The 19,989-nt window shown below is 62.2% G+C and carries 19 protein-coding genes and 1 tRNA gene; 15 read left to right on the top strand and 5 right to left on the bottom strand.

Annotation, left to right across the window (positions count from 1 at the left end; translation table 11 throughout):
• Positions 1 to 19: 19 nt before the first annotated feature.
• The 4 genes from ACFORG_RS08115 to ACFORG_RS08100 all read left to right on the top strand — a co-directional run bounded on the left by ACFORG_RS08115 (position 20) and on the right by ACFORG_RS08100 (position 3,600).
• A complete protein-coding gene (locus ACFORG_RS08115) occupies positions 20 to 1,666 on the top strand; it encodes a GMC family oxidoreductase (protein ID WP_386734913.1) in 1,647 nt (548 codons plus the stop codon).
• Positions 1,667 to 1,702: 36 nt separating this feature from the next.
• Complete coding sequence (locus ACFORG_RS08110) at positions 1,703 to 2,503, top strand: mechanosensitive ion channel family protein (RefSeq protein ID WP_386734912.1); 801 nt, start codon at positions 1,703 to 1,705, stop codon at positions 2,501 to 2,503.
• 94 nt (positions 2,504 to 2,597) lie between these two features.
• Positions 2,598 to 2,674: transfer RNA gene (locus ACFORG_RS08105), tRNA-Met, on the top strand.
• Between the two features lie 77 nt (positions 2,675 to 2,751).
• Positions 2,752 to 3,600 carry a GFA family protein gene (locus ACFORG_RS08100; protein WP_386734911.1) on the top strand — a complete coding sequence of 283 codons (849 nt, stop codon included), beginning with the start codon at positions 2,752 to 2,754 and terminating at the stop codon, positions 3,598 to 3,600.
• Here ACFORG_RS08100 and ald read toward each other — a convergent pair.
• Complete coding sequence (ald, locus tag ACFORG_RS08095; protein WP_386734910.1) at positions 3,593 to 4,708, bottom strand: alanine dehydrogenase; 1,116 nt, start codon at positions 4,706 to 4,708, stop codon at positions 3,593 to 3,595. The two genes, ACFORG_RS08100 and ald, sit on opposite strands and share 8 nt — an antisense overlap.
• 138 nt (positions 4,709 to 4,846) lie before the next feature.
• On the opposite strand from ald, the gene ACFORG_RS08090 reads away from it, so the two are divergent.
• A complete protein-coding gene (locus tag ACFORG_RS08090; protein WP_386734909.1) occupies positions 4,847 to 5,305 on the top strand; it encodes an Lrp/AsnC family transcriptional regulator in 459 nt (152 codons plus the stop codon).
• 97 nt (positions 5,306 to 5,402) lie between these two features.
• Positions 5,403 to 6,320 carry a polyphosphate kinase 2 gene (ppk2, locus tag ACFORG_RS08085; protein ID WP_386734908.1) on the top strand — a complete coding sequence of 306 codons (918 nt, stop codon included), beginning with the start codon at positions 5,403 to 5,405 and terminating at the stop codon, positions 6,318 to 6,320.
• Between the two features lie 151 nt (positions 6,321 to 6,471).
• Here ppk2 and ACFORG_RS08080 read toward each other — a convergent pair whose 3' ends face one another.
• Positions 6,472 to 6,996, bottom strand: coding sequence for a MarR family winged helix-turn-helix transcriptional regulator (locus tag ACFORG_RS08080; RefSeq protein WP_386734907.1), 525 nt, complete (start codon positions 6,994 to 6,996; stop codon positions 6,472 to 6,474).
• Positions 6,997 to 7,083: 87 nt separating this feature from the next.
• On the opposite strand from ACFORG_RS08080, the gene ACFORG_RS08075 reads away from it, so the two are divergent.
• Positions 7,084 to 8,244 carry a cytochrome P450 gene (locus ACFORG_RS08075; RefSeq protein ID WP_386734906.1) on the top strand — a complete coding sequence of 387 codons (1,161 nt, stop codon included), beginning with the start codon at positions 7,084 to 7,086 and terminating at the stop codon, positions 8,242 to 8,244.
• Positions 8,245 to 8,423: 179 nt separating this feature from the next.
• On the opposite strand, the gene rpsU is transcribed toward ACFORG_RS08075, so the two are convergent.
• Positions 8,424 to 8,630 (bottom strand): 30S ribosomal protein S21, encoded by a 207-nt coding sequence (rpsU, locus tag ACFORG_RS08070; RefSeq protein WP_008207378.1) that lies wholly within the window; start codon positions 8,628 to 8,630, stop codon positions 8,424 to 8,426.
• 161 nt (positions 8,631 to 8,791) lie between these two features.
• Here rpsU and ACFORG_RS08065 point away from each other — a divergent pair, with 161 nt between their 5' ends.
• The 3 genes from ACFORG_RS08065 to ACFORG_RS08055 all read left to right on the top strand — a co-directional run bounded on the left by ACFORG_RS08065 (position 8,792) and on the right by ACFORG_RS08055 (position 11,580).
• Entirely contained in the window at positions 8,792 to 9,487 is a 696-nt protein-coding gene (locus tag ACFORG_RS08065) for a COQ9 family protein (protein ID WP_386734905.1), read from the top strand.
• Positions 9,488 to 9,545: 58 nt separating this feature from the next.
• The gene (locus ACFORG_RS08060; protein ID WP_386734904.1) at positions 9,546 to 10,532 is read left to right on the top strand and encodes an NAD(P)H-quinone oxidoreductase; all 987 of its coding nucleotides are present in this window, start codon (positions 9,546 to 9,548) and stop codon (positions 10,530 to 10,532) included.
• 64 nt (positions 10,533 to 10,596) lie between these two features.
• Positions 10,597 to 11,580: a quinone oxidoreductase family protein gene (locus tag ACFORG_RS08055; protein WP_386734903.1), complete on the top strand. Its 984-nt coding sequence runs from the start codon at positions 10,597 to 10,599 to the stop codon at positions 11,578 to 11,580.
• 103 nt (positions 11,581 to 11,683) lie between these two features.
• Here ACFORG_RS08055 and ACFORG_RS08050 read toward each other — a convergent pair whose 3' ends face one another.
• Positions 11,684 to 13,084 (bottom strand): aminotransferase family protein, encoded by a 1,401-nt coding sequence (locus ACFORG_RS08050; RefSeq protein ID WP_386734902.1) that lies wholly within the window; start codon positions 13,082 to 13,084, stop codon positions 11,684 to 11,686.
• A 381-nt stretch (positions 13,085 to 13,465) separates the two neighbouring features.
• Here ACFORG_RS08050 and ACFORG_RS08045 point away from each other — a divergent pair, with 381 nt between their 5' ends.
• From ACFORG_RS08045 to ACFORG_RS08025, 5 genes are all read left to right on the top strand, one after another.
• Positions 13,466 to 14,464, top strand: coding sequence for a taurine ABC transporter substrate-binding protein (locus ACFORG_RS08045; protein ID WP_386734901.1), 999 nt, complete (start codon positions 13,466 to 13,468; stop codon positions 14,462 to 14,464).
• Positions 14,465 to 14,567: 103 nt separating this feature from the next.
• The gene (locus ACFORG_RS08040) at positions 14,568 to 15,374 is read left to right on the top strand and encodes an ATP-binding cassette domain-containing protein (protein WP_386734900.1); all 807 of its coding nucleotides are present in this window, start codon (positions 14,568 to 14,570) and stop codon (positions 15,372 to 15,374) included.
• Positions 15,371 to 16,636 (top strand): ABC transporter permease, encoded by a 1,266-nt coding sequence (locus ACFORG_RS08035; protein WP_386734899.1) that lies wholly within the window; start codon positions 15,371 to 15,373, stop codon positions 16,634 to 16,636. Before ACFORG_RS08040 ends, ACFORG_RS08035 begins: the two co-directional genes overlap by 4 nt.
• Before the next feature lie 144 nt (positions 16,637 to 16,780).
• Entirely contained in the window at positions 16,781 to 18,406 is a 1,626-nt protein-coding gene (locus ACFORG_RS08030; protein WP_386734898.1) for an acyl-CoA synthetase, read from the top strand.
• A gap of 192 nt (positions 18,407 to 18,598) precedes the next feature.
• Positions 18,599 to 18,973, top strand: a complete 375-nt coding sequence (locus ACFORG_RS08025; RefSeq protein WP_386734897.1) for a glycine zipper family protein — start codon at positions 18,599 to 18,601, stop codon at positions 18,971 to 18,973.
• Between the two features lie 48 nt (positions 18,974 to 19,021).
• Here ACFORG_RS08025 and speB read toward each other — a convergent pair whose 3' ends face one another.
• On the bottom strand, positions 19,022 to 19,987 hold the full coding sequence (gene speB, locus ACFORG_RS08020; protein WP_386734896.1) for an agmatinase: 966 nt from the start codon (positions 19,985 to 19,987) through the stop codon (positions 19,022 to 19,024).
• Between the last annotated feature and the right edge of the window lie 2 nt (positions 19,988 to 19,989).

Here is a 19,989-nt window from a genome sequence, read left to right as displayed (position 1 = left end):
CGATCAGGGAGGGCCGGTCATGGAATTCGATTACGTCATCGCGGGCGGAGGATCTGCAGGCTGCGTCATGGCTGCAAGGCTCAGCGAAGATCCCAGTATCCGGGTCTGCCTCGTCGAGGCCGGCGGGAGCGGAGAGGACGTGCTGATCCGCGCCCCCGCGCTGGTCGCCGCCATGCTCTCGGGCAGGCCCAAGATCAACAACTGGGCCTATCAGACCGAACCGCAGCCGGGGCTGAACGGGCGGCGCGGGTTCCAGCCGCGCGGCCGCGCGCTTGGGGGCTCCTCGGCGATCAACGCGATGCTCTACATTCGCGGCCATCCCGGCGATTACGACGCCTGGGCCGAGGCCGGATGTGACGGGTGGGACTGGCAGAGCGTGCTGCCCTATTTCCTGAAATCCGAAAACAACCAGCGCGGCGACAGCGATCTGCACGGCGCGCGTGGGCCGCTGGTGGTGTCCGACCAGTCCGAGCCGCGCGCCATCAGCCGCGCCTTTGTCGATGCCTGCGCGTCGCTGCAGATCCGCGAGACGGATGATTTCAACGGCCCCGAGCAAGAGGGCGCGGGGCTTTACCAGGTCACCCAGTTCCATGACGGTCCGAACCGGGGCGAAAGATGTTCGGCCGCCGCGGCCTACCTGCGGCCCAACCTCAATCGCCCGAACCTGACGATCCTGACAAAATGCCCGGTTCAAAAGGTTCTGTTCGATGGCAAACGCGCCACCGGCCTCCTTGTCCGCCACCAGGGCAAGGAACAGGAGATCCGCGCGCGTGCCGAGGTCATCCTTTCGGGCGGCGCTTTCGGGTCGCCGCAGATGCTGCTGCTGTCGGGGGTAGGGCCGCGTGACGAACTGGCCGCGCACGGGATCGAGGTGACGCATGAATTGCCAGGGGTCGGGCAGAACCTGCAGGATCATCTCGACTACATCATCAGCTACCATTCCAAGCGGCGCGACGTGGTCGGCCTGACGCCCGGTGGGCTGCGCGATCTCGCCCGTGACGGGATGCGGTGGCGACGCGAAGGCACCGGCCCTTTCGCCTCTCCCTTCGCCGAAGGCGGGGCCTTTTTGCGGTCCGATCCGGGGCAGGACCGCCCCGATCTGCAACTGCATTTCGTGGTGGGCATCGTCGACGACCACATGCGCAAGATTCACGTCAAGCACGGGTTCTCCTGCCATGTCTGCGTGCTGCGCCCCCACAGCCGCGGCCATGTCGGGCTGACCTCGACCAGGCCCGCCGCGCCACCGCGTATCGACCCGGCCTATCTCTCCGACCCGCGTGATCTGGACCTGCTCAAGAAAGGCGCCCGCATCATGGAGGGTATCCTCGAAGCACCCCCGCTGGAGCCGTGGCGGGGCAAGCGTCTTTACCCGCATGACGGCAGCGACACCGCGCTCGAGGCCGATATCCGCGCCCGTGCCGACACGATCTATCACCCCGTGGGTACCTGCCGGATGGGCACCGACGAGATGGCCGTGACCGACAGCGCCGGCCGCGTTCACGGGCTGGAAGGGCTGCGCGTGGTCGATGCGTCGCTGATGCCGACCCTGATCGGCGGCAACACCAACGCGCCGACCATGATGATGGCGGAAAAGATCGCCGCGGGCATGACCGGGACGCAGCCACACGGGGCCACTGGACCGGACCACGCATTTGTCGCAGGTTGAGCGCGAAATCGTGCAGCAGGAAAGAGAGACTGAAAGATGGAAGACATGATGGCCGAGGCAGCCCTTCTGGGGCCGCTGATCCTCAACGCGATCAAGGCGCTGATCGTCCTCGTGGTGGGCTGGATGGCCGCGGGCGCGATCTCGGGCGTCGTACGCCGGCGCATCAACAAGACGCCGCGCATCGACCCGACGCTTGGCAATTTCGCGGCAGGCGCGGTGAAATGGATCATCCTTGCCATCGTTCTGGTCGCGGTCCTCGGCCTGTTCGGAATTCAGGCGACCAGCATCGTCGCCATCCTCGGTGCCGCCTCGCTGGCCATCGGCCTGGCGCTTCAGGGCACGCTTGCCGATCTTGCCGCCGGGGTGATGCTGGTGGTGTTCCGCCCCTACAAGCTGGGCGATTTCGTCGATATCGCGGGCACTTCGGGCACGGTCAAGAACCTCGACCTCTTCACGACGGAACTGGTGACGCCGGACAATGTGCAGATCATAGTGCCCAACGGCAAGGCGTGGGGCCAGATCATCACCAATTTCTCGGCCCACCCGACCCGGCGGCTCGATATGACCTTCGGCATCGATTACGATGACGATCCCGAAAAGGCGATGGCCATCATCCTCGACATCGCCCGAGCCGAGCCGCGCATCCACGACGACCCCGAGCCGTGGGTCCGCGTCACCAACCTCAATGACAGCTCGGTCGATCTGACCGCGCGGCTGTGGTGCGATGCCGCCGATTACTGGGAGTTGAAGTTCCTGCTCTACAAGGAGGTCAAGAAATCCTTCGATGCGCAGGGAATTTCCATCCCCTATCCCCATCAGGTCATCAAGCAGGCCTGACCGCGACCGAAAAAAACGACGGTGCCGGACGGAAAGTTTCATATTTCCGTTTGACACCGCCCGTCAGCTTGGGTACCTGACGCGCCGTGGATACGGCGTGATAGCTCAGCTGGTTAGAGCACAGCACTCATAATGCTGGGGTCGGCGGTTCAAGTCCGCCTCACGCTACCATCCTCCCCCCGTATCCCTCCTGACAGACACGCCCCGCGCTGCTAGTCTCGCCTCTGGTGACAGAGGAGGCGCGCGCGATGATCACCGGAGAATGCCTCTGTGGTACGGTGCGCTGGCGCGTTGTCGGGCCGCTTGCACCACTCAGTCATTGCCACTGCGCGATGTGCCGCAAGGCTCATGCCACGCCTGTCGTCAGTTTCACCGCCTGTTCCGCCGATGCCTTCGACTGGATCTGCGGCGAGGATGCGATCGTCGCCTATGCCTCTTCGGCGGGCTTCATCCGCCCCTTCTGCGGCCATTGCGGGTCCTGCCTGCCGGGTACCACGCCCGACCCGAACGAGATCTCGCTGCCCGTGGGTACCCTGCAAGGCGATCCCGGCCTGCGCGGCGGGCGGCATATCTTCACCGCCGACAAATTGCCCTGGGTGACGATCTCCGCCTTCGCCGAAACCATCGCGGGCCATCCTCCGGGGACCGACCTGCCTGAACAGCCCGGCCCGGACCGGGCCGATGCCGCACCCGGCGGTCCGTTGCGCGGTTCCTGCCTCTGCGGCGCTGTGGCCTATGAACTGTCCCAGCTGCCCGAGTTCTACAACTGCCATTGCTCGCGCTGCCGTCGCGCCCGTGCCGCCGCCCATACGACCAATGGCGTTGTTGCGATCGACGCGCTGCGCTTCACGCATGGAGAAAACAACGTGACCACATTCCGCCTACCGGGGGCTCGGCGTTTCGGCCAGGCGTTCTGCCGGACCTGCGGCTCAGGGCTGCCCCGGCGGGACGTGAGCTTCGGCACCGCGATCGTGCCGCTTGGCAGCCTCGACAGCCCCGCGCCCGGACCTGGCTGGCACATCTTCACTGCCTCAATGGCACCATGGTGGCAGATCTCGGACGATCTGCCCCGATTTCCCGGTGCGCGCCCTACTTGATGACGAGCGAGGGTGAAACCACGTCAATCCCCAGCGCCCGGCCCACCGCGTAATAGGTCAGCTGCCCCGCGTGCACGTTCAACCCGTTCAGCAGGTGCGGATCCTCGGCACAGGCCTGTTTCCAGCCCTTGTCGGCCAGGTTCAGCAAAAAGGGCAGGGTGGCATTGCCCAGCGCGATGGTCGAGGTGCGCGCCACTGCGCCCGGCATGTTGGCGACGCAGTAATGCATGATCCCGTCCACCTCGTATATCGGGTCGGCATGGGTGGTTGGCTTCGAGGTCTCGAAACACCCGCCCTGGTCGATGGCCACGTCCACCAGCGCCGCCCCCGGCTTCATTTCGGACAGCTGCGCCCGGCTCACCAGCTTGGGTGCGGCGGCGCCGGGGATCAGCACCGCGCCGATCACCATATCCGCCTGAGCTACCAGCTCGGCCGTCGCCCCGGCCGTCGAATACTGGTTCTTGAACTGACCGCCGAACACGTCGTCCAGGTAACGCAGGCGCGGCAGCGATCGGTCCAGCACTGTCACATCCGCACCCATACCCGCGGCGATCCGCGCCGCATGGGTGCCGACAACGCCGCCACCGATCACGATGACCCGCGCCGGGCCAACGCCCGGGACACCGCCCATCAAAACGCCGCGACCGCCATTGGCCTTTTGCAACGTCCACGCGCCGACCTGCGGCGCCAGCCGCCCGGCGACCTCGGACATCGGCGCCAGCAGGGGCAGCCCGCCCCGGTCGTCGGTCACCGTTTCATAGGCGATGCAGGTCGCGCCCGAGGCCAACAGGTCATGCGTCTGCTCGGGGTCCGGGGCGAGGTGCAGATATGTGAACAGGACCTGGCCTTCGCGCAGCATCTTGCGCTCTCCCGCCTGCGGCTCCTTCACCTTCACGATCATGTCGGCGCGGGCGAACACCTCCTCGGCGGTCTGCACGATTTCGGCGCCCGCATCGACATAGGCCGCGTCGTCAAAGCCCGAGCCCGCGCCAGCCTGCGTTTCGATCAGAACCTCGTGGCCATGCGCCACCGCCTCGCGCGCCGCGTTGGGGGTCATGCCCACGCGGAACTCCTGCGACTTGATCTCTTTCGGACAGCCGATCTTCATGACGTTTCCTCCCGTCGTGCCTTGGCCAGAATCATGCCTGAAACGGTCCGGAATTTCTCTGAAATTCCGCTCGCCAAACTCGGCGTATGCGCGATATTGTTGCGTGTTACTGGCACTCTACGCAAAGGAAACGCGCTATTGGCCCTCGACGCGACCGACCGCAAGATTCTCACCGCGCTTCAGCGCAAAGGGCGGATGTCCAACGCCGAACTCTCCGAGACCGCGAATCTCTCGCCGTCGGCCTGTCACCGGCGCGTCCAGCGGCTCGAATCCGAAGGGTACATCCGTGATTACGTGGCCCTGCTCGACGCGCGCAAGCTGGGCGTGCCCACCACGGTCTTCGTCGAAATCACGCTGCAAGGCCAGGCCGACGACCTGCTCGAAGCCTTCGAAAAGGCGGTCGCGCGTATCCCGGACGTGCTCGAATGCCACTTGATGGCGGGTACTGCGGATTACATCCTCAAGATCGTGGCGGAAAACACCGACGATTTCGCCCGCATCCATCGACAATACCTGTCGCGACTACCCGGCGTCGCGCAAATGCAAAGCTCGTTTGCGCTGCGCACCGTGTTCAATACCACGGCGCTTCCTGTATGATGGCGCGGATTGATCTGGCGCATTCCGCAACCCGACACGATCACGTTACAATCAGACGATAGCGGGACCCAACCCGCCGAGACATGAGGAGACGACCTTGACCGAGCGATCCGACAACGAACCCAAGGACTGGCTCGAAGCCGAGCTCGAAGACACGCTCGACGAGGATTTCGAGATCGAGTTCAGCGAACCGATGCTGTCGATGGAGATCCGCAAGATCTACAACAAGCAGCACCCCGACATGCTCGACCGCAAGGTCTATTTCCGAAACCTGCTGCGCTTGCAGGCGGAACTGATCAAGGTGCAGGACTGGGTTCAGCACACCGGCGCAAAGGTCTGCATCCTGTTCGAGGGCCGCGACTCCGCTGGCAAGGGCGGGGTGATCAAACGTATCACCCAGCGCCTGAACCCGCGCGTCGCCCGCGTGGTGGCGCTGCCCGCGCCCTCGCGCCGCGAGCAGAGCCAATGGTACTTCCAGCGCTACGTCCCACACCTGCCGGCGGCGGGCGAAATCGTGCTTTTCGACCGGTCCTGGTACAACCGCGCCGGGGTTGAGCGGGTGATGGGTTTCGCGACCGAGGATCAGGTCGAACAGTTTTTCCAGGACGTTCCCGAATTCGAACGCATGCTCGTGCGATCCGGCATCATCCTGCTGAAATACTGGTTCTCGATCACTGACGAAGAACAGCAGCTCCGCTTCCTCATGCGTATTCACGATCCGATGAAACAGTGGAAGCTCTCGCCAATGGATCTCGAATCCCGCATCCGGTGGGAGCAGTACACGAAGGCCAAGGAGGACATGTTCGCCCGTACGAACATCCCGGAGGCGCCCTGGTACATCGTGGAGGGGAACGACAAGAAACGCGAGCGGCTCAACTGCATCGAGCATCTTCTGACCAAGATCCCTTACGAGGACGTGCCGAGCGAAAAGGTCACCCTGCCGGATCGCAAGTACAATCCGGACTACGAAAGACAGGTTCTGCCGGACGAGCTCTACGTCCCCAAGATCTACTGAGCCGGGCGCCGAAGTTTTGCGAGGCTCTGCCTCGCGCTCCGGGATACTTCTAGCAAGAGGAAAGACAAACGCGCACCCAGCCTCCTTCCTCTTGCCCAAAATATCCCGGGGGAGACGCCCGGAACGGGCGGCGGGGGCAGCGCCCCCATAGCTAGTTTTCGGCTTGGCTCAGACGGTCGATGTTTCCAAGAAACCGGCGCAGGTAGTCCGTGAAAGCTTCGACGTCCTGCGGGGTAAATCCGTCGAGCAGGTCGCGTTGCCGTCTCAGCGCGCTGTCGAGGATCCGCCCGTGCAGGTCCCGCCCCAGATCCGTTAGCGCCCAGTCCTTGCGCCGGTCGTCTCCCGGCTGGGCTACGGAGCTGACATATCCCTTTGTTTCGAGACGGCGCAGCGACCGGCTGACCGCGGCCTTGTCGATGCCGATGATCCGCGCGGCATGGGAGACAGAGCTTCCTGGCTCGCGCGTCAGCATCACGAGGATGCGCCAGTCCATCGCGCCGATCCCGAATTCTTCCTGGTAGTGTCGCGCCGCCGCACGCGTGAAGCGGTTGCCGGCAAAGGTGATCAGCACCGTCGGTGAACGCGAAAAACTGAGCGTGGCGGCCGCCGGGCCGTCGTCTTCCTTGTCCGGATGGACGAGAAACAGGTCGTCAGGGAGTGGCTCGGGATCCGTCATGGTCAGAGCCTAGCGAAAATGTGTTGACATGACAACACGTGTCGCGCACCGTGATATGAGTTGACATGACAACAGTGAGGAGGGGCCATGTCCAACGCACCGGTATTCGAGATCGAACCGCAGGCCTTCTGGCGCGATCCCTATCCCACTCTCAAGCGCATGCGCGCAAAGGCTCCTATCGCTTACGTACCGCAATTGGGCGCGACCCTGATCACCCGCCGTGACGACATCTTTGCAGAGGAAAAGCGCGTGGAGGTTTTCTCCTCGGATCAGCCCCAGGGTTTGATGACGGTGTTGATGGGGCAGAACCTGATGCGCAAGGACGGGGTGGACCATGCAGCGGAACGGCGCGCGATTTTCCCCACAGTCTCGCCTCGCACGGTCAAAGAGGTCTGGACCGAACAGTTCCGTCTCGCCACCACGCGCATCCTTGATGATCTTGCAGCGGGTGCAAACTGTGACCTGGTGCGCGATTACGCGATGCCCGTTTCGGGTGAGGCGCTCAAGGCGATCACCGGATTGACGCAGATCACCGCAGCCGAGATGGACAGGGTCAGCCAGGGCATGATCGATGGCTGCGCCAACTATGCCGGGGATCCGCAGGTCGAGGCCACTTGCCATGACTGTACTGCCGCCATCGACCGCTACATCACCGAGCGGCTTCCCGCATTGCGTGCTACGCCGGATCATTCGCTGATCTCGGTCCAGGATCGTGCGGGCCTGTCGGAGGCGCAGTTGCGCGCGAATGTGAAACTGGCCATTTCCGGGGGGCAGAACGAGCCGCGGGACGCCATTGCCGGTACTGTCTGGGCCTTGTTATCTCATCCGCACGCCCTGGCGCGGGTGCGGGCAGGGGAGGTCTCGTGGTTGGCAGCCTTCGAGGAATACGGGCGTTGGATTTCCCCTATCGGCATGTCGCCGCGCCGCGTCGCGACGCGTTACGAGAGGGACGGCATCGTCTTTGAGCCCGAGGACCGCGTTTTCCTGATGTTCGGCTCCGGCAATCGTGATGAAACGGTGTTCACCAATCCCGATGCCTATGACCTCGACCAGGACAATTCTGGTGCGATCACCTTTGGCGCGGGTCCGCATTTCTGCGCCGGCGCCTGGGCCAGCCGCGCGCTGATTGCCGATGTCGCCCTGCCATTGCTGTTCGACCGCTTCCCGGGACTGGCGCTGGACGGCGAGACCGAGTTCGGCGGCTGGGCCTTTCGTGGTCCGCTGCGGATGCCTGTGCGATTGATTTAGGGGGTACCGTTAAGGGATCGATAAGTACAAAACGGCCATACCGCGCCCGGAACCGTGTACAAAACGGTCAAACCGGGCGGTACCCATCTTGTCATCGGTCGGGAGCTCAAAAAAGACAAACCCCCGGGGCGGGGCCGCGGGGGTCGTCACATCTTCAAGTGTTCCAAACGGAAGGTAGCTTAGAGCATGCCTTCGCGCTGGGCTTTCTTGCGTGCCAGCTTGCGGGCCCGGCGAATCGCCTCGGCCTTCTCGCGCGCTTTCTTCTCGGACGGTTTCTCGAAATGCTGCTTGAGCTTCATTTCACGGAACACGCCTTCGCGCTGCAGCTTCTTTTTCAGGGCACGAAGCGCCTGATCGACATTGTTGTCGCGAACACTAACCTGCATGTGGTTGTCACCACCTTTCTAAGTTTCGGGTTGCAAGGAAATTTGCAGGAGTTGGGCGTATAACAGTGCTTTTCGCGTTTGTCCAGCCTGCACGGGGGTGGTCGCAGGGTCTGCCTTGCGCCATATCAACAGGAAGACACCCAATGGCGAAAGGGTATGACATGACCGACACGACAGAAGAGATCATCGACAAACTCCTCGACGCGGCGCTGGCGCATGTGCCTTTCGACGGCTGGTCCGAGGCAAGTTTCCGGGCCGCCATTGACGATAGTGGCGTAGAGGAGTCGGTGGCACGGGCAATCTGCCCACGCGGCGCTGTGGATCTGGCGCTTGCCTTCCACGCGCGTGGCGACCGCGCCATGTTGGAGCGTTTGCAGGCCACCGACCTCGACGCGATGAAAATCCGCGACAAGATCGCCTTTGCGGTCAGAACGAGGCTTGAGGTCATCGAAGATCGCGAAGCCGTCCGCCGCGGCGTGACCCTGTTTGCATTGCCAGCTTATGCCGGGGACGGGGCCAAGGCGGTCTGGGGCACTTGCGACCTGATTTGGACAGCGATCGGAGACAGGTCCGACGATGTCAACTGGTACACCAAGCGCGCTACACTCTCGGGGGTCTATTCCTCGACCGTGCTTTACTGGCTGGGCGACGATTCGCTCGATCATCAGGCGACGTGGGAGTTCCTCGACCGCCGGATCGCCGACGTCATGCTGTTCGAGAAATTCAAGGCGCAGGTCAACGGGAACCCGTTGCTCAAGCCCTTGCTCGCGGGACCGAACTGGCTGGCCAGCCAGATCAAGGCCCCCGTGCGGCTGACCGAACGCCAATTCCCCGGCCAGCTGACCCCTCGGTCCTGACCCGTTTCCACCCGCCCCGCGCAGTGCTAGGCAATAGGAAACGGAAAAGGATGCTCAAATGACAGAGATGATGCGCGCGGTCGAGATCACCGAACCTGGCGGACCGGAAGTACTGAAGCCGACCGAGCGGCCCGTGCCGCAACCGGACCATGGCCAGGTGGTGATTAAGCTCGCTTATGCCGGGGTAAACCGACCTGATGCGCTGCAACGGGCGGGTTCCTATGCGCCTCCGCCCGATGCAAGTGACCTGCCGGGTCTCGAAGGGGCGGGCGAGGTCGTAGCGGTCGGCGCCGGAGCCGAGGGGGTGGCCGTGGGCGACAAGGTCTGCGCTTTGCTGCCCGGTGGTGGATATGCCGAATATGTCGCGACAGCTGCCGCGCATTGCCTTCCTGTGCCCAAGGGCATGAGCCTGAAGGACGCGGCCTGCCTGCCCGAAACCTTCTTTACCGTCTGGTCCAACGTCTTTACGCGTGGTGGCCTCAAGGCTGGCGAACGTTTCCTTGTTCACGGCGGGTCCAGCGGTATCGGGACGACGGCCATCCAGCTGGCCAATGCCTTTGGTGCGCGCGTCTTCGCGACCGCCGGGTCCGAAGAAAAGTGCGCGGCCTGCCGCAAGCTCGGTGCCGAGAGGGCCATCAACTACAAGGATGAGGATTTCTCCGACGTTCTGAAACAGGAAGGCGGCGCCGACCTGATCCTTGACATGGTCGGTGGCGATTACATTCCCCGCAACATCAAGGCCTTGGCCGAGGATGGTCGCCTCGTGCAGATCGCATTCCTTCAGGGGCCGGTTGTCGAGGTCAACTTTGCCATGATGATGGTGAAGCGTCTTACCATCACCGGAAGCACCCTGCGTCCGCAAAGCGTGCTGGCCAAGGCGCGCATTGCGCAGGACCTGCGCGAAGCGGTTTGGCCGCTGCTCGATGCCGGGCGCATTGCCCCGGTCATGGACAGCGAGTTCGACCTCGATGATGCGGCCAAGGCCCACGCCCGCATGGAAAGCTCGGGCCATATCGGCAAGATCGTCCTCAAGATCGGCGGCTGAGAATTCGCGATTGCCCGGACGGGCATTGCTGCTACCCTCCGGCAAAATCTGCGGGAGGGTAGACATGACCGATAAAGCGCGCACCGTCGTCTTTCACGAAACCGGAGGCCCCGAGATCCTGAGACTGGAGGATCGGACGCTTGGCGAACCGGGGGCGGGGGAAATTCGTATCCGGCAAAAAGCCTGCGGTCTGAATTTCATCGACACCTATCAGCGCAGCGGGCTTTACCCGATGGACCTGCCGCATGCCTTGGGAATGGAGGCCGCCGGTGTCGTCGAAGCCGTAGGGCCCGGCGTCGATCATCTGAAACCGGGAGATCGGGCCGCCTATGCCGCAACGCCACCCGGCGCTTACGCCGAGGCGCGCGTGATGCCCGCGGCGCAGGTCTGTCCGCTGCCCGAAGGGATCGGGTTCGACACCGGCGCGGCGATGATGCTCAAGGGTTTGACGGTCGAATACCTGTTTCACCGAACGACCCCCATTTCCAAAGGCGATACGGTCCTGTTCCATGCCGCTGCCGGCGGTGTCGGATTGATCGCCTGTCAATGGGCGCGATCCGAAGGCATCACATTGATCGGGACGGCGGGGACGGACGAAAAGTGTCAGCTGGCGCTCGATCACGGTGCCACGCATTGCATCAACTACCGGACCGAAGATTTTGCAGCGCGGGTTCGGGAATTGACCGATGGCCGGGGCGTGGATGTCGTGATGGACTCGGTCGGCAAGGACACGTTCGAGGGATCGCTCGACTGCCTCAAACCTCTTGGGATGATGATTTCCTTTGGCAATGCGTCGGGGCCGGTGCCGCCGGTCAACCTTGGATTGCTGGCTCAGAAGGGATCGTTGAAGGTCACGCGGCCGACGCTGTTTACCCACATTGCCGATCACGACACCTGCCAGTCGATGGCAATGACGTTGTTCGACAAGGTCAAAACCGGTGCCGTCGAGATCCGGATAGATCAGCGGTTTCCTCTGGAACAAGTGGCCGAAGCACATCGCACGCTGGAGGCGCGCAAGACGACCGGCTGCACGATTCTGACGCTTTAGGGGCTGGCAGAACTGGTCTGCGCGGGCGGACGGAGGCCTCGACATAAAAAAGGGGACCGATGCCTACCGCGCCGGTCCCTTGTTTGGTTCATGACCTTGCTTGTCAGCCGAACACGCGGCCCAACGCGCCGTCCACCGCTTCGGTGATGCGGTCGATGTCGTCGGCGGTCGCGATCAGTGCGGGCGAGAAGCACAGCGTATTGTTCTTTCCCGGGACCGACCGGTTGGTGACGCCGATGATGACGCCCTGCGCCATGCAGTCGGCGACCACGGCCTGACCCAGTTTTTCGTCAACCGGCTCCTTGGTGTCGCGATCCGCGACAAGCTCGGCCCCCTGGAACAGGCCTTTTCCACGCACGTCGCCGATTACCTTGTGCTTGCCCATGAGTTCGCGCAGGTTCGCATCCAGCCGCGCGCCCATGTCGGTGCAGTTTTGCAGCAGGTTCTCGTCCTCGATGATCCGCATGTTCTCGATCGCGGCAGCGGGGCCTGCCGTGCAGCCTCCGAAGGTCGAGATGTCGCGGAAATAGTTCAGCGGATCGCTGGCATCGTCCTTGAACATGTCGAAAACGCGCTCGGTCGTGACCATGCAGGCGATGGCTGCATAGCCCGAGGCGACGCCCTTGGCCATCGTCACGAAATCGGGTTCGACCCCGTAGTGCTGGTAGCCGAACCACTCGGTGCCGGTGCGGCCGACGCCACAGACGACCTCATCGATGTGCAGCAGGATATCGTATTTGCGGCAGATCTCTTGCACACGCGGCCAGTATCCCTCGGGCGCCTCGATCACGCCACCGCCGGCGGTCACAGGCTCAAGGCAAAGCGCGCCCACCGTGTCGGGGTCTTCGCGAAGGATGACCTCTTCGATCAGGTTGGCAGCCGCGATGCCGAAATCCTCACCCGACAGATTCTCGAGCCCCAGTTCGTGCTTGCGGTATTCCATGCAATGCGGCACGCGGACGAAGCCCGGCGCGAACGGGCCATATTGCACGTTCCGTTCATCCTGTCCGCCTGCGGACATCGCCGCCAGCGTGCCGCCGTGATAGTCGCGGTCGCGGTAGAGGATCTTGTACTTCTTGCCGCCATAGCGCTTGTGCGCGATCTGGCGCACCATCTTGAACGCTTTCTCGTTCGCCTCGGAACCCGAGTTGGTGTAGTAGACCCGGCTCATCCCCGGCATCTTGTCGATCAGCATTTCGGCAAAGATCGAACCCGGGATGGAACCTGCCGACTGCGCGAAATAGTTCATCTTCATCAGCTGGTTGTAAACCGCCTTGCAGATCGACTCGCGGCCATAGCCGACGTTGACCGTCCACACTCCTCCGGAGACGGCGTCGAGATGCTCCTTGCCCTTCTGGTCCCAGACACGCATGCCCTTGCCCTCGACAATGATGCGGGGATCGTTTGTTTCCAGCGGCTTGTGCTGGAACAGGTGATGCCAGATATGGGCGCGATCAGCTTCGACCACGCGGCTGATGTCATTCTCGTTGAACGTGCCGTCCATGACATGTTCCTTTCTAGAAAAAATAACGGACCGTCCCGTCCGAGCACAGCTTGCACTTACAGGATATCAAAATCCAGAGGGGCCGAACCTCGTCCGTGATGATAGGGCCAGAGCATCCGCAATTCTATGTCCAGTGGCCGGTCAAGCACGGACTAATCTTTGGCAGACAAGCGGAATTCCTTGTCGCAGGGGGCTTGCACACTTCAATTTCGTCTTTCCGTAGCACCGGAATCTGCCTAGATTGGCCGTTGATCAGGGGGCAGGACAGGTCGCCGATCGCAACGGATCGTGGGCCCGCGGGTCGACTGCCGGATCACTGGAAGGCGGAAAACCGCCAAGACTTTAGGCCGCCCATACGGCGGATGAACAGGGAGACGACGAATGACTTCGAAACACAAGCTGATGGGGGCGGCTGCGGCATTGGCGATGATCGCCGGGGCAAGCCAGTCCCTCGCCGAGGAAATCACTGTCGGCTATTTCCTGGAGTGGCCGATGCCGTTCCAGTACGCCAAGGTCAACGGGACCTACGACGAGGAAATGGGCGTGACCGTGAACTGGGTCAGCTTCGACACCGGAACCGCGATGAGCGCTGCTATGGCCAGCGGCGACGTTCAGCTTTCCGTCAGCCAGGGTGTACCCCCCTTCGTGGTCGCGACCAGCGCGGGTCAGGACCTTCAGATCCTTGACGTGGCGGTCAGCTATTCCGACAACGACAACTGCGTCGTCCGCTCCGATCTTGAAATTGACAAGGACAGTGCGGGCGAACTGGCTGGCAAGAAGGTCGCGGTTCCGCTGGGCACCGCTGCGCATTACGGCTTCCTCAAGCAGATGAACCATTTCGGCGTCGATATCGGGTCGATGGAAATCGTGGACATGGCTCCGCCCGACGGTGCCGCCGCGATTGCTCAGGGGTCGGTTGACATGGCCTGTGGCTGGGGCGGTTCGCTGCGCCGCATGAAAGAGCACGGCAACGTCCTGCTGACGGGTGCCGAGAAGGAAGAGCTGGGCATCCTGGTCTTCGACGTGACCTCTGGTCCGGCCAGCTGGGTTGCAGAGAACTCCGACCTCGTGGCGTCCTTCCTCAAGGTGACGGCCGATGCCAACGCCATGTGGAATGCAGGCGGCGCCGATGCCGAAAAGATGCTTCCGATCATCGCCAAGGACGCGGGTATGGATGAAGAGGCCACGAAGGCCACGATTTCGACTTTCGTGTTCCCCTCGGTCGAAGAGCAGATGAACGAAAAGTGGCTTGGCGGTGGCGCTCAGGAATTCATGAAGGGCGTAGCGGATGTGTTCGTCGAGGCGGGCAGCATCGACGCTGCGCTGGACAGCTATTCCGATGCCGTGAACACCGGCCCGCTGGGCGGCGTGTCCAACTAAGCGCAAGGCAACCGGCGGCGGGTTATTGACCGCCGCCAGGGAATGGGCGCTCGTCCAATTGTGGATGGGACCCATTCCCGCTTCATTTTCAAGAAAGGTAAAGATGTCGGGATTGGCGATCGACAAGATCTCGATGCGTTTCGATTTGGCGAACGGAACCTCTGTTCAAGCCTTGAAGGATGTATCGCTGTTTCTTGAGGAAGGCGAATTGATGAGCGTGCTGGGGCCATCCGGCTGCGGAAAGACGACGCTCCTCAACATCGTGGCAGGATTTCTGGCGCCCACCGAGGGACAGATCGTGATGAACGGTCACACGGTGACCGGACCGGATGCCGAACGTGGCATGGTGTTTCAGCAAGGCGCCCTGTTCGAGTGGATGAGCGTGCGCGAGAACGTCAGTTTTGGCCCGAGGATGGCTGGACAGCGTGAGAAGGAATGGGGCGGCAATGTCGACCACCTTCTCGATGTCGTGGGCCTTCGGGATTTCAAGGAAAAGGCTGTTTATGAACTGTCGGGCGGTATGCAGCAGCGTGTGGCGCTGGCCCGTTGCCTTGCCAACGACCCGGACGTCATCTTGATGGACGAACCTCTGGGTGCGCTTGACGCGCTGACCCGCGAGAAGATGCAGAGTCTGGTTCTGAAGCTGTGGAAAGAGACCGGCAAGACGATCATCCTGATCACCCACTCGGTCGAGGAGGCGCTTTTGCTTGGCGAACGCCTGCTTGTCATGGCGCCACGCCCGGGACGCATCCACCGTGAATATCGGCTGCCCTTTGCCGATCTGGGCGTCGGCCAGGACCTGCGCGAGGTCAAGAAGCATCCCGAGTTCAACGAACGCCGCGAAGAAATCCTGGGCATGATCTGGGACATGGAAGAAGAGATCATGGGCCGGACGGAGGAAGCGTCATGATCGTTTTCCTTATCTATGTTGCGATCTTTGTCGCGTCATTCTTCATCGTCAAGTTCGTCGCGCGGAAAACGGTCACCGATTACACCTCGCTCAAGACAGTGACATTCGGTGACGAAAGCGCGGTTACACCGAACCGTGTGGCGTCTGTCATTTCGGTTCTGACGATATTTCTGCTGTGGGGGGCGTTCACCGGTTCCAAGCTGGTGCCGGGGTTCCTGCATGCGCCTGGCCCGTTCATCGGCGATGCCACTTTTAGCTACACGGCCGAGGCCGATGACGGCACACAGGACGATGCGACGGTTACGGTGCGTGTCTTCGAAGTCGGGACCGAGGTCGATGCGCCCGATGTCGAACCGGGCGAAGGCTGGGCCAAGAACGACGCCGAAACTGTGGGCGCTTGGCGCTCCGGCCTGATCCGCGTCGACCAGAACGATGAGAAGGGCCGTGACCAGGGTCACCGCGTGGTCGCGGTAAACGGCGAAGCCATTGCGCCCGGCGGGAGCGTTCAGACCGAGTTTGGCCGTGTCGGCATGTCGCCAAAGGGAACGCTGAACTTCGAACCGGCGAAGGGATGGCAGATGGAGCCGATCTGGCTCCCCGCGCCCGAGGCTGTCTGGGCGCGTTTCCTTGAAATCGCGTCCGAAGGGTTCCGAGGCTCAACGCTGTGGGAGCATCTGGGCTATTCGCTGATGCGGGTCATCGTGGGCTTTTTCTTCGGCGCTTTGGTCGGCATCCCCCTTGGATATGCCATGGGGCTGAGCGACTGGTTCCGCGGCTGGTTCGACCCGATCGTCGAATTCATGCGCCCCGTGCCGCCGCTGGCGCTGATCCCTCTGGTCATCATATGGGCCGGCATCGGCGAAGTGGGCAAGATCATCCTGCTGTTCCTTGCCGCACTATGGATCATGGCGATCGCAGCACGATCGGGTGTCTCGGGCGTCCGAATTTCCAAGGTTCACGCCGCCTATTCGCTCGGCGCGAGCAAACCCCAGATCATGCGCCACGTGATCATGCCGAACTCTTTGCCCGAGATCTTTACCGGGGCGCGGGTTGCGATGGGTGTCTGCTGGGGCACGGTGGTTGCGGCCGAACTTGTCGCGGCCGAGAAGGGCGCGGGCATGATGATCATGGTCGCGTCGAAGTTCCAGAATACGGACATCGTGATCATGGGTATCATCCTGATCGGCATCATCGGTTTCGGTATCGACATACTGATGCGCTGGGCCGAAAGGGTCCTGGTTCCTTGGAAGGGTAAGGGCTGACGCCCTGTTCAACTGTCAGGAAACAGACCGGGGCCAAGGCGGCCCCGGTTTTTTGTTGCGGAACCTGCGTAGTTTTACGATCTTTTCTTGCCGGTGATACTTGTGGCAGATCTCCGGCCAGACCGCTCAAGGGAGGAAAGCAAGGTGACAGGGACCAGCATCTATGACCGTGATCTCGACAGGACGGCGGCAAACTTCGCCGCTCTGACACCGCTGAGTTTTCTCGAGCGCACCGCGCGCGTCTATCCGGATTACCCCTCGGTCGTCTACGGCGCGCGGCGCTATACTTGGGACGAAACCTATGCACGCTGCCGCAAGCTGGCCTCGGCGCTGCGCGCGCGTGGCATTGGCCAAGGCGACACCGTATCGATCATAGCTGCGAACATCCCCGAGATGTACGAGGCGCATTTCGGCGTGCCTATGTCGGGCGCGGTCCTGAATACGATCAACACGCGGCTTGATGCACACATCATTGCCTTCATCCTCGATCATGCCGAATCCAAGGTGCTGATCGTCGATCCGGAGTTTTCGGATGTCGTGGCCGAGGCGCTTGAGGAGGTGGGTCACGACATGCTTGTGGTCGACATTGTGGATGAAAGTTTCGACGGGGGAACCCGGATCGGCGCGCTGAGCTATGACGAGTTGCTGGCCGAAGGGAACGCCGAGCAGGATTGGGATTTGCCTGCGGATGAATGGGACGCCATTGCGCTGAACTATACATCCGGCACCACGGGCAACCCCAAGGGGGTCGTCTATCACCATCGCGGCGCGGCGCTGAACGCGATGTCGAACATCCTGACCTGGGGCATGCCGCAACACTCAGTCTACCTGTGGACCCTGCCGATGTTTCACTGCAATGGCTGGTGCTTTCCCTGGACCATGGCCGCCAATGCGGGCACCTCGGTCTGCTTGCGCGCGGTAAGGGACGAACCGATCTATCGCGCCTTTCGCGAAGAGAAGGTGACGCATTTCTGCGGTGCGCCGATCGTCTTGAACATGCTTGCGAATGCACCGGACGAGATGAAGGACTTTACCCATCAGATCAAGGTGATGACCGCAGGTGCACCGCCACCGGCAAAGGTGATCGCGGGGATGGAGGAAATGGGCATCGAGGTCACCCATGTCTATGGTCTGACCGAGACCTATGGCCCGTCCGTCGGCTGCGCCTGGAAATCGGAATGGGACGCCCGTAGCGTCGAGGAGCGCGCGGCGCTCAAGGTGCGTCAGGGCGTCAAGTACATCGCGTTGTCAGGGCTCATGGTCGCCGACCCTGAAACGCTGGAACCGGTTCCGTCGGATGGCGAGACGATCGGCGAGATTTTCATGCAAGGCAACATTGTCATGAAAGGATACCTCAAGAACCCCGACGCGACGGCCAAGTCGTTTCGCGGCGGCTGGTTTGCAAGCGGCGACCTTGGGGTGATGCATCCTGACGGCTATGTGCAGATCAAGGACCGGTCCAAGGACATCATCATCTCGGGGGGCGAGAATATCTCTTCGGTGGAGGTGGAAGACATCCTTTACAAGCATCCCGCGGTGATGGAGGCCGCGGTTGTCGCCCGTCCAGACGAGAAATGGGGTGAGACGCCTTGCGCTTTTGTCGAACTGAAGCCGGGAAAAGAGGTCAGCGAAAGCGAACTGATCTCGTTCTGTCGCGATAACATGGCGCATTTCAAGGCCCCCAAGACTATTGTGTTCGGGGCGCTTCCAAAGACCTCGACCGGCAAGATCCAGAAATTCGTGCTGCGCGATCAGGCCCGCAATCTGTGATCTTTCGGACGCCATTGGCGGATTGCCGCCATTATGCGCCCGTCTTGCAGGAGAGGGGCGTGGCATACGGGGCGTCGCCTCGACTCGGACCTGTGGGCCTTTATACTCGGCAGGAAACCGTCCGGTGCCGACCGGCCCGAAGCGGTGGCAGTTTCACCCCGGAACGCAACGTTCCCAAGTTGAGGTAAGCCCATGCGTCATATTGTTTTCGCCCTTTCCGCTCCTGCTCTGATTTCTCTGGCGGCTTGTTCCAATGTCGGGGCAAATTACCAGCCTGTGGTCGATGGTCCGGTCGGGCCCAACTATAACGCCGATCTCGCGCAATGTCAGGCGCTCGCCCGTTCGCAACCCACAATCAACGAGCGCACGGCGGCCTCGGCCCTGACGGGTGCTGCGACAGGGGCCGCTGCCTCGGCGATCATCAATGACAGCAGCGACGATCTGGGACGCTCGGCCGCGGCCGGTGCCCTTGTCGGCGCCACGGCCAGCGCGATCCAGCAGACCCAGAACCAAGAGGTCATCGTGCGCAATTGCATGCGCGGGCGTGGATATAACGTCGTAGGATAATGAACCGGCAGGCGCGGCAAGGTCCGGGCCTGCCTCATCCGACCGGGGTCAGGCGTTTTTGGTGCGGTGATGCAGAACACGGCCCAAGGCGTTCATCAGAAGCTGCGCGGCGAGGATCGACGTGCTCCCGGTCGGGTCATAATCTGGAGCAACCTCGACAAGGTCGATCCCGACGATCTCTCCGCGTTGAGCCAGCCCGTCGATGAATTCCAGCACTTCGTAATAGAGAAAACCCCCATCGCTGGGTGTCCCGGTCCCGGGCGCAATGGACGGGTCGAACGCGTCGATATCTATGGTGAGGTAGTAACGCTCACCTGCCGGAATTCGTTCTAACAACTTCTCAATGCCCAATTGTCGCACGTGGCGGACCGACAAGATGTCGGACCCCATGCGCCGTGCATCCTCGTACCCGTCGCGTGCGGTTGAGGACACGTTGCGGATTCCGATCTGGGTCAGACCGCTGACATAGGGTTTCTCGGCGGCACGCCGCATCGGATTGCCGTGGCCATGACGCACACCATGACGCTCGTCCACGAAGTCGAGATGCGCGTCGATCTGCACGAGATGCACCGGGGGTTGGTCGTCGAACGCGTTGATGCAGGGAATGTTGATCGAATGATCGCCGCCGATCACCACAGGCAGAGCGCCTGCGGCAAGGATCTTGCGCACGCCGGCCTCGATGTTCGCGTGGCTTTGAACCGTATCGGTATGGATGATATCGGCGTCGCCAATATCGACAATCCGCACCTGTTCCGGATCGAGATAGGTAATGTCGTCCTCGAAATCATAGGCCCCGGCGTGACCGAAGGAGAACAGCGTGGAAGCCTCGCGCACGGCGCGGGGACCCATCCGCGCCCCGGACCGCCATTGCGTTCCCGCGTCGAAAGGCGCTCCGAGGATCGCTGCATCGGCCTCGATCCGGTCCCAATCCTCGACATAGGGATATTTGCCGAATGTGCAGATGCCCACGAAAGGCAGGTTGAGACGGCCGGTTTGATACCCGTGATCGGCCATAT

Origin of the sequence: Lutimaribacter marinistellae (assembly GCF_042648365.1) — a bacterium.
In the GTDB taxonomy this organism is placed as follows: Bacteria; Pseudomonadota; Alphaproteobacteria; order Rhodobacterales; family Rhodobacteraceae; genus Lutimaribacter_A; species Lutimaribacter_A marinistellae.
Note: the sequence above shows the minus strand (reverse complement) of the source record. Positions and strands in the feature narration are given on the sequence as shown.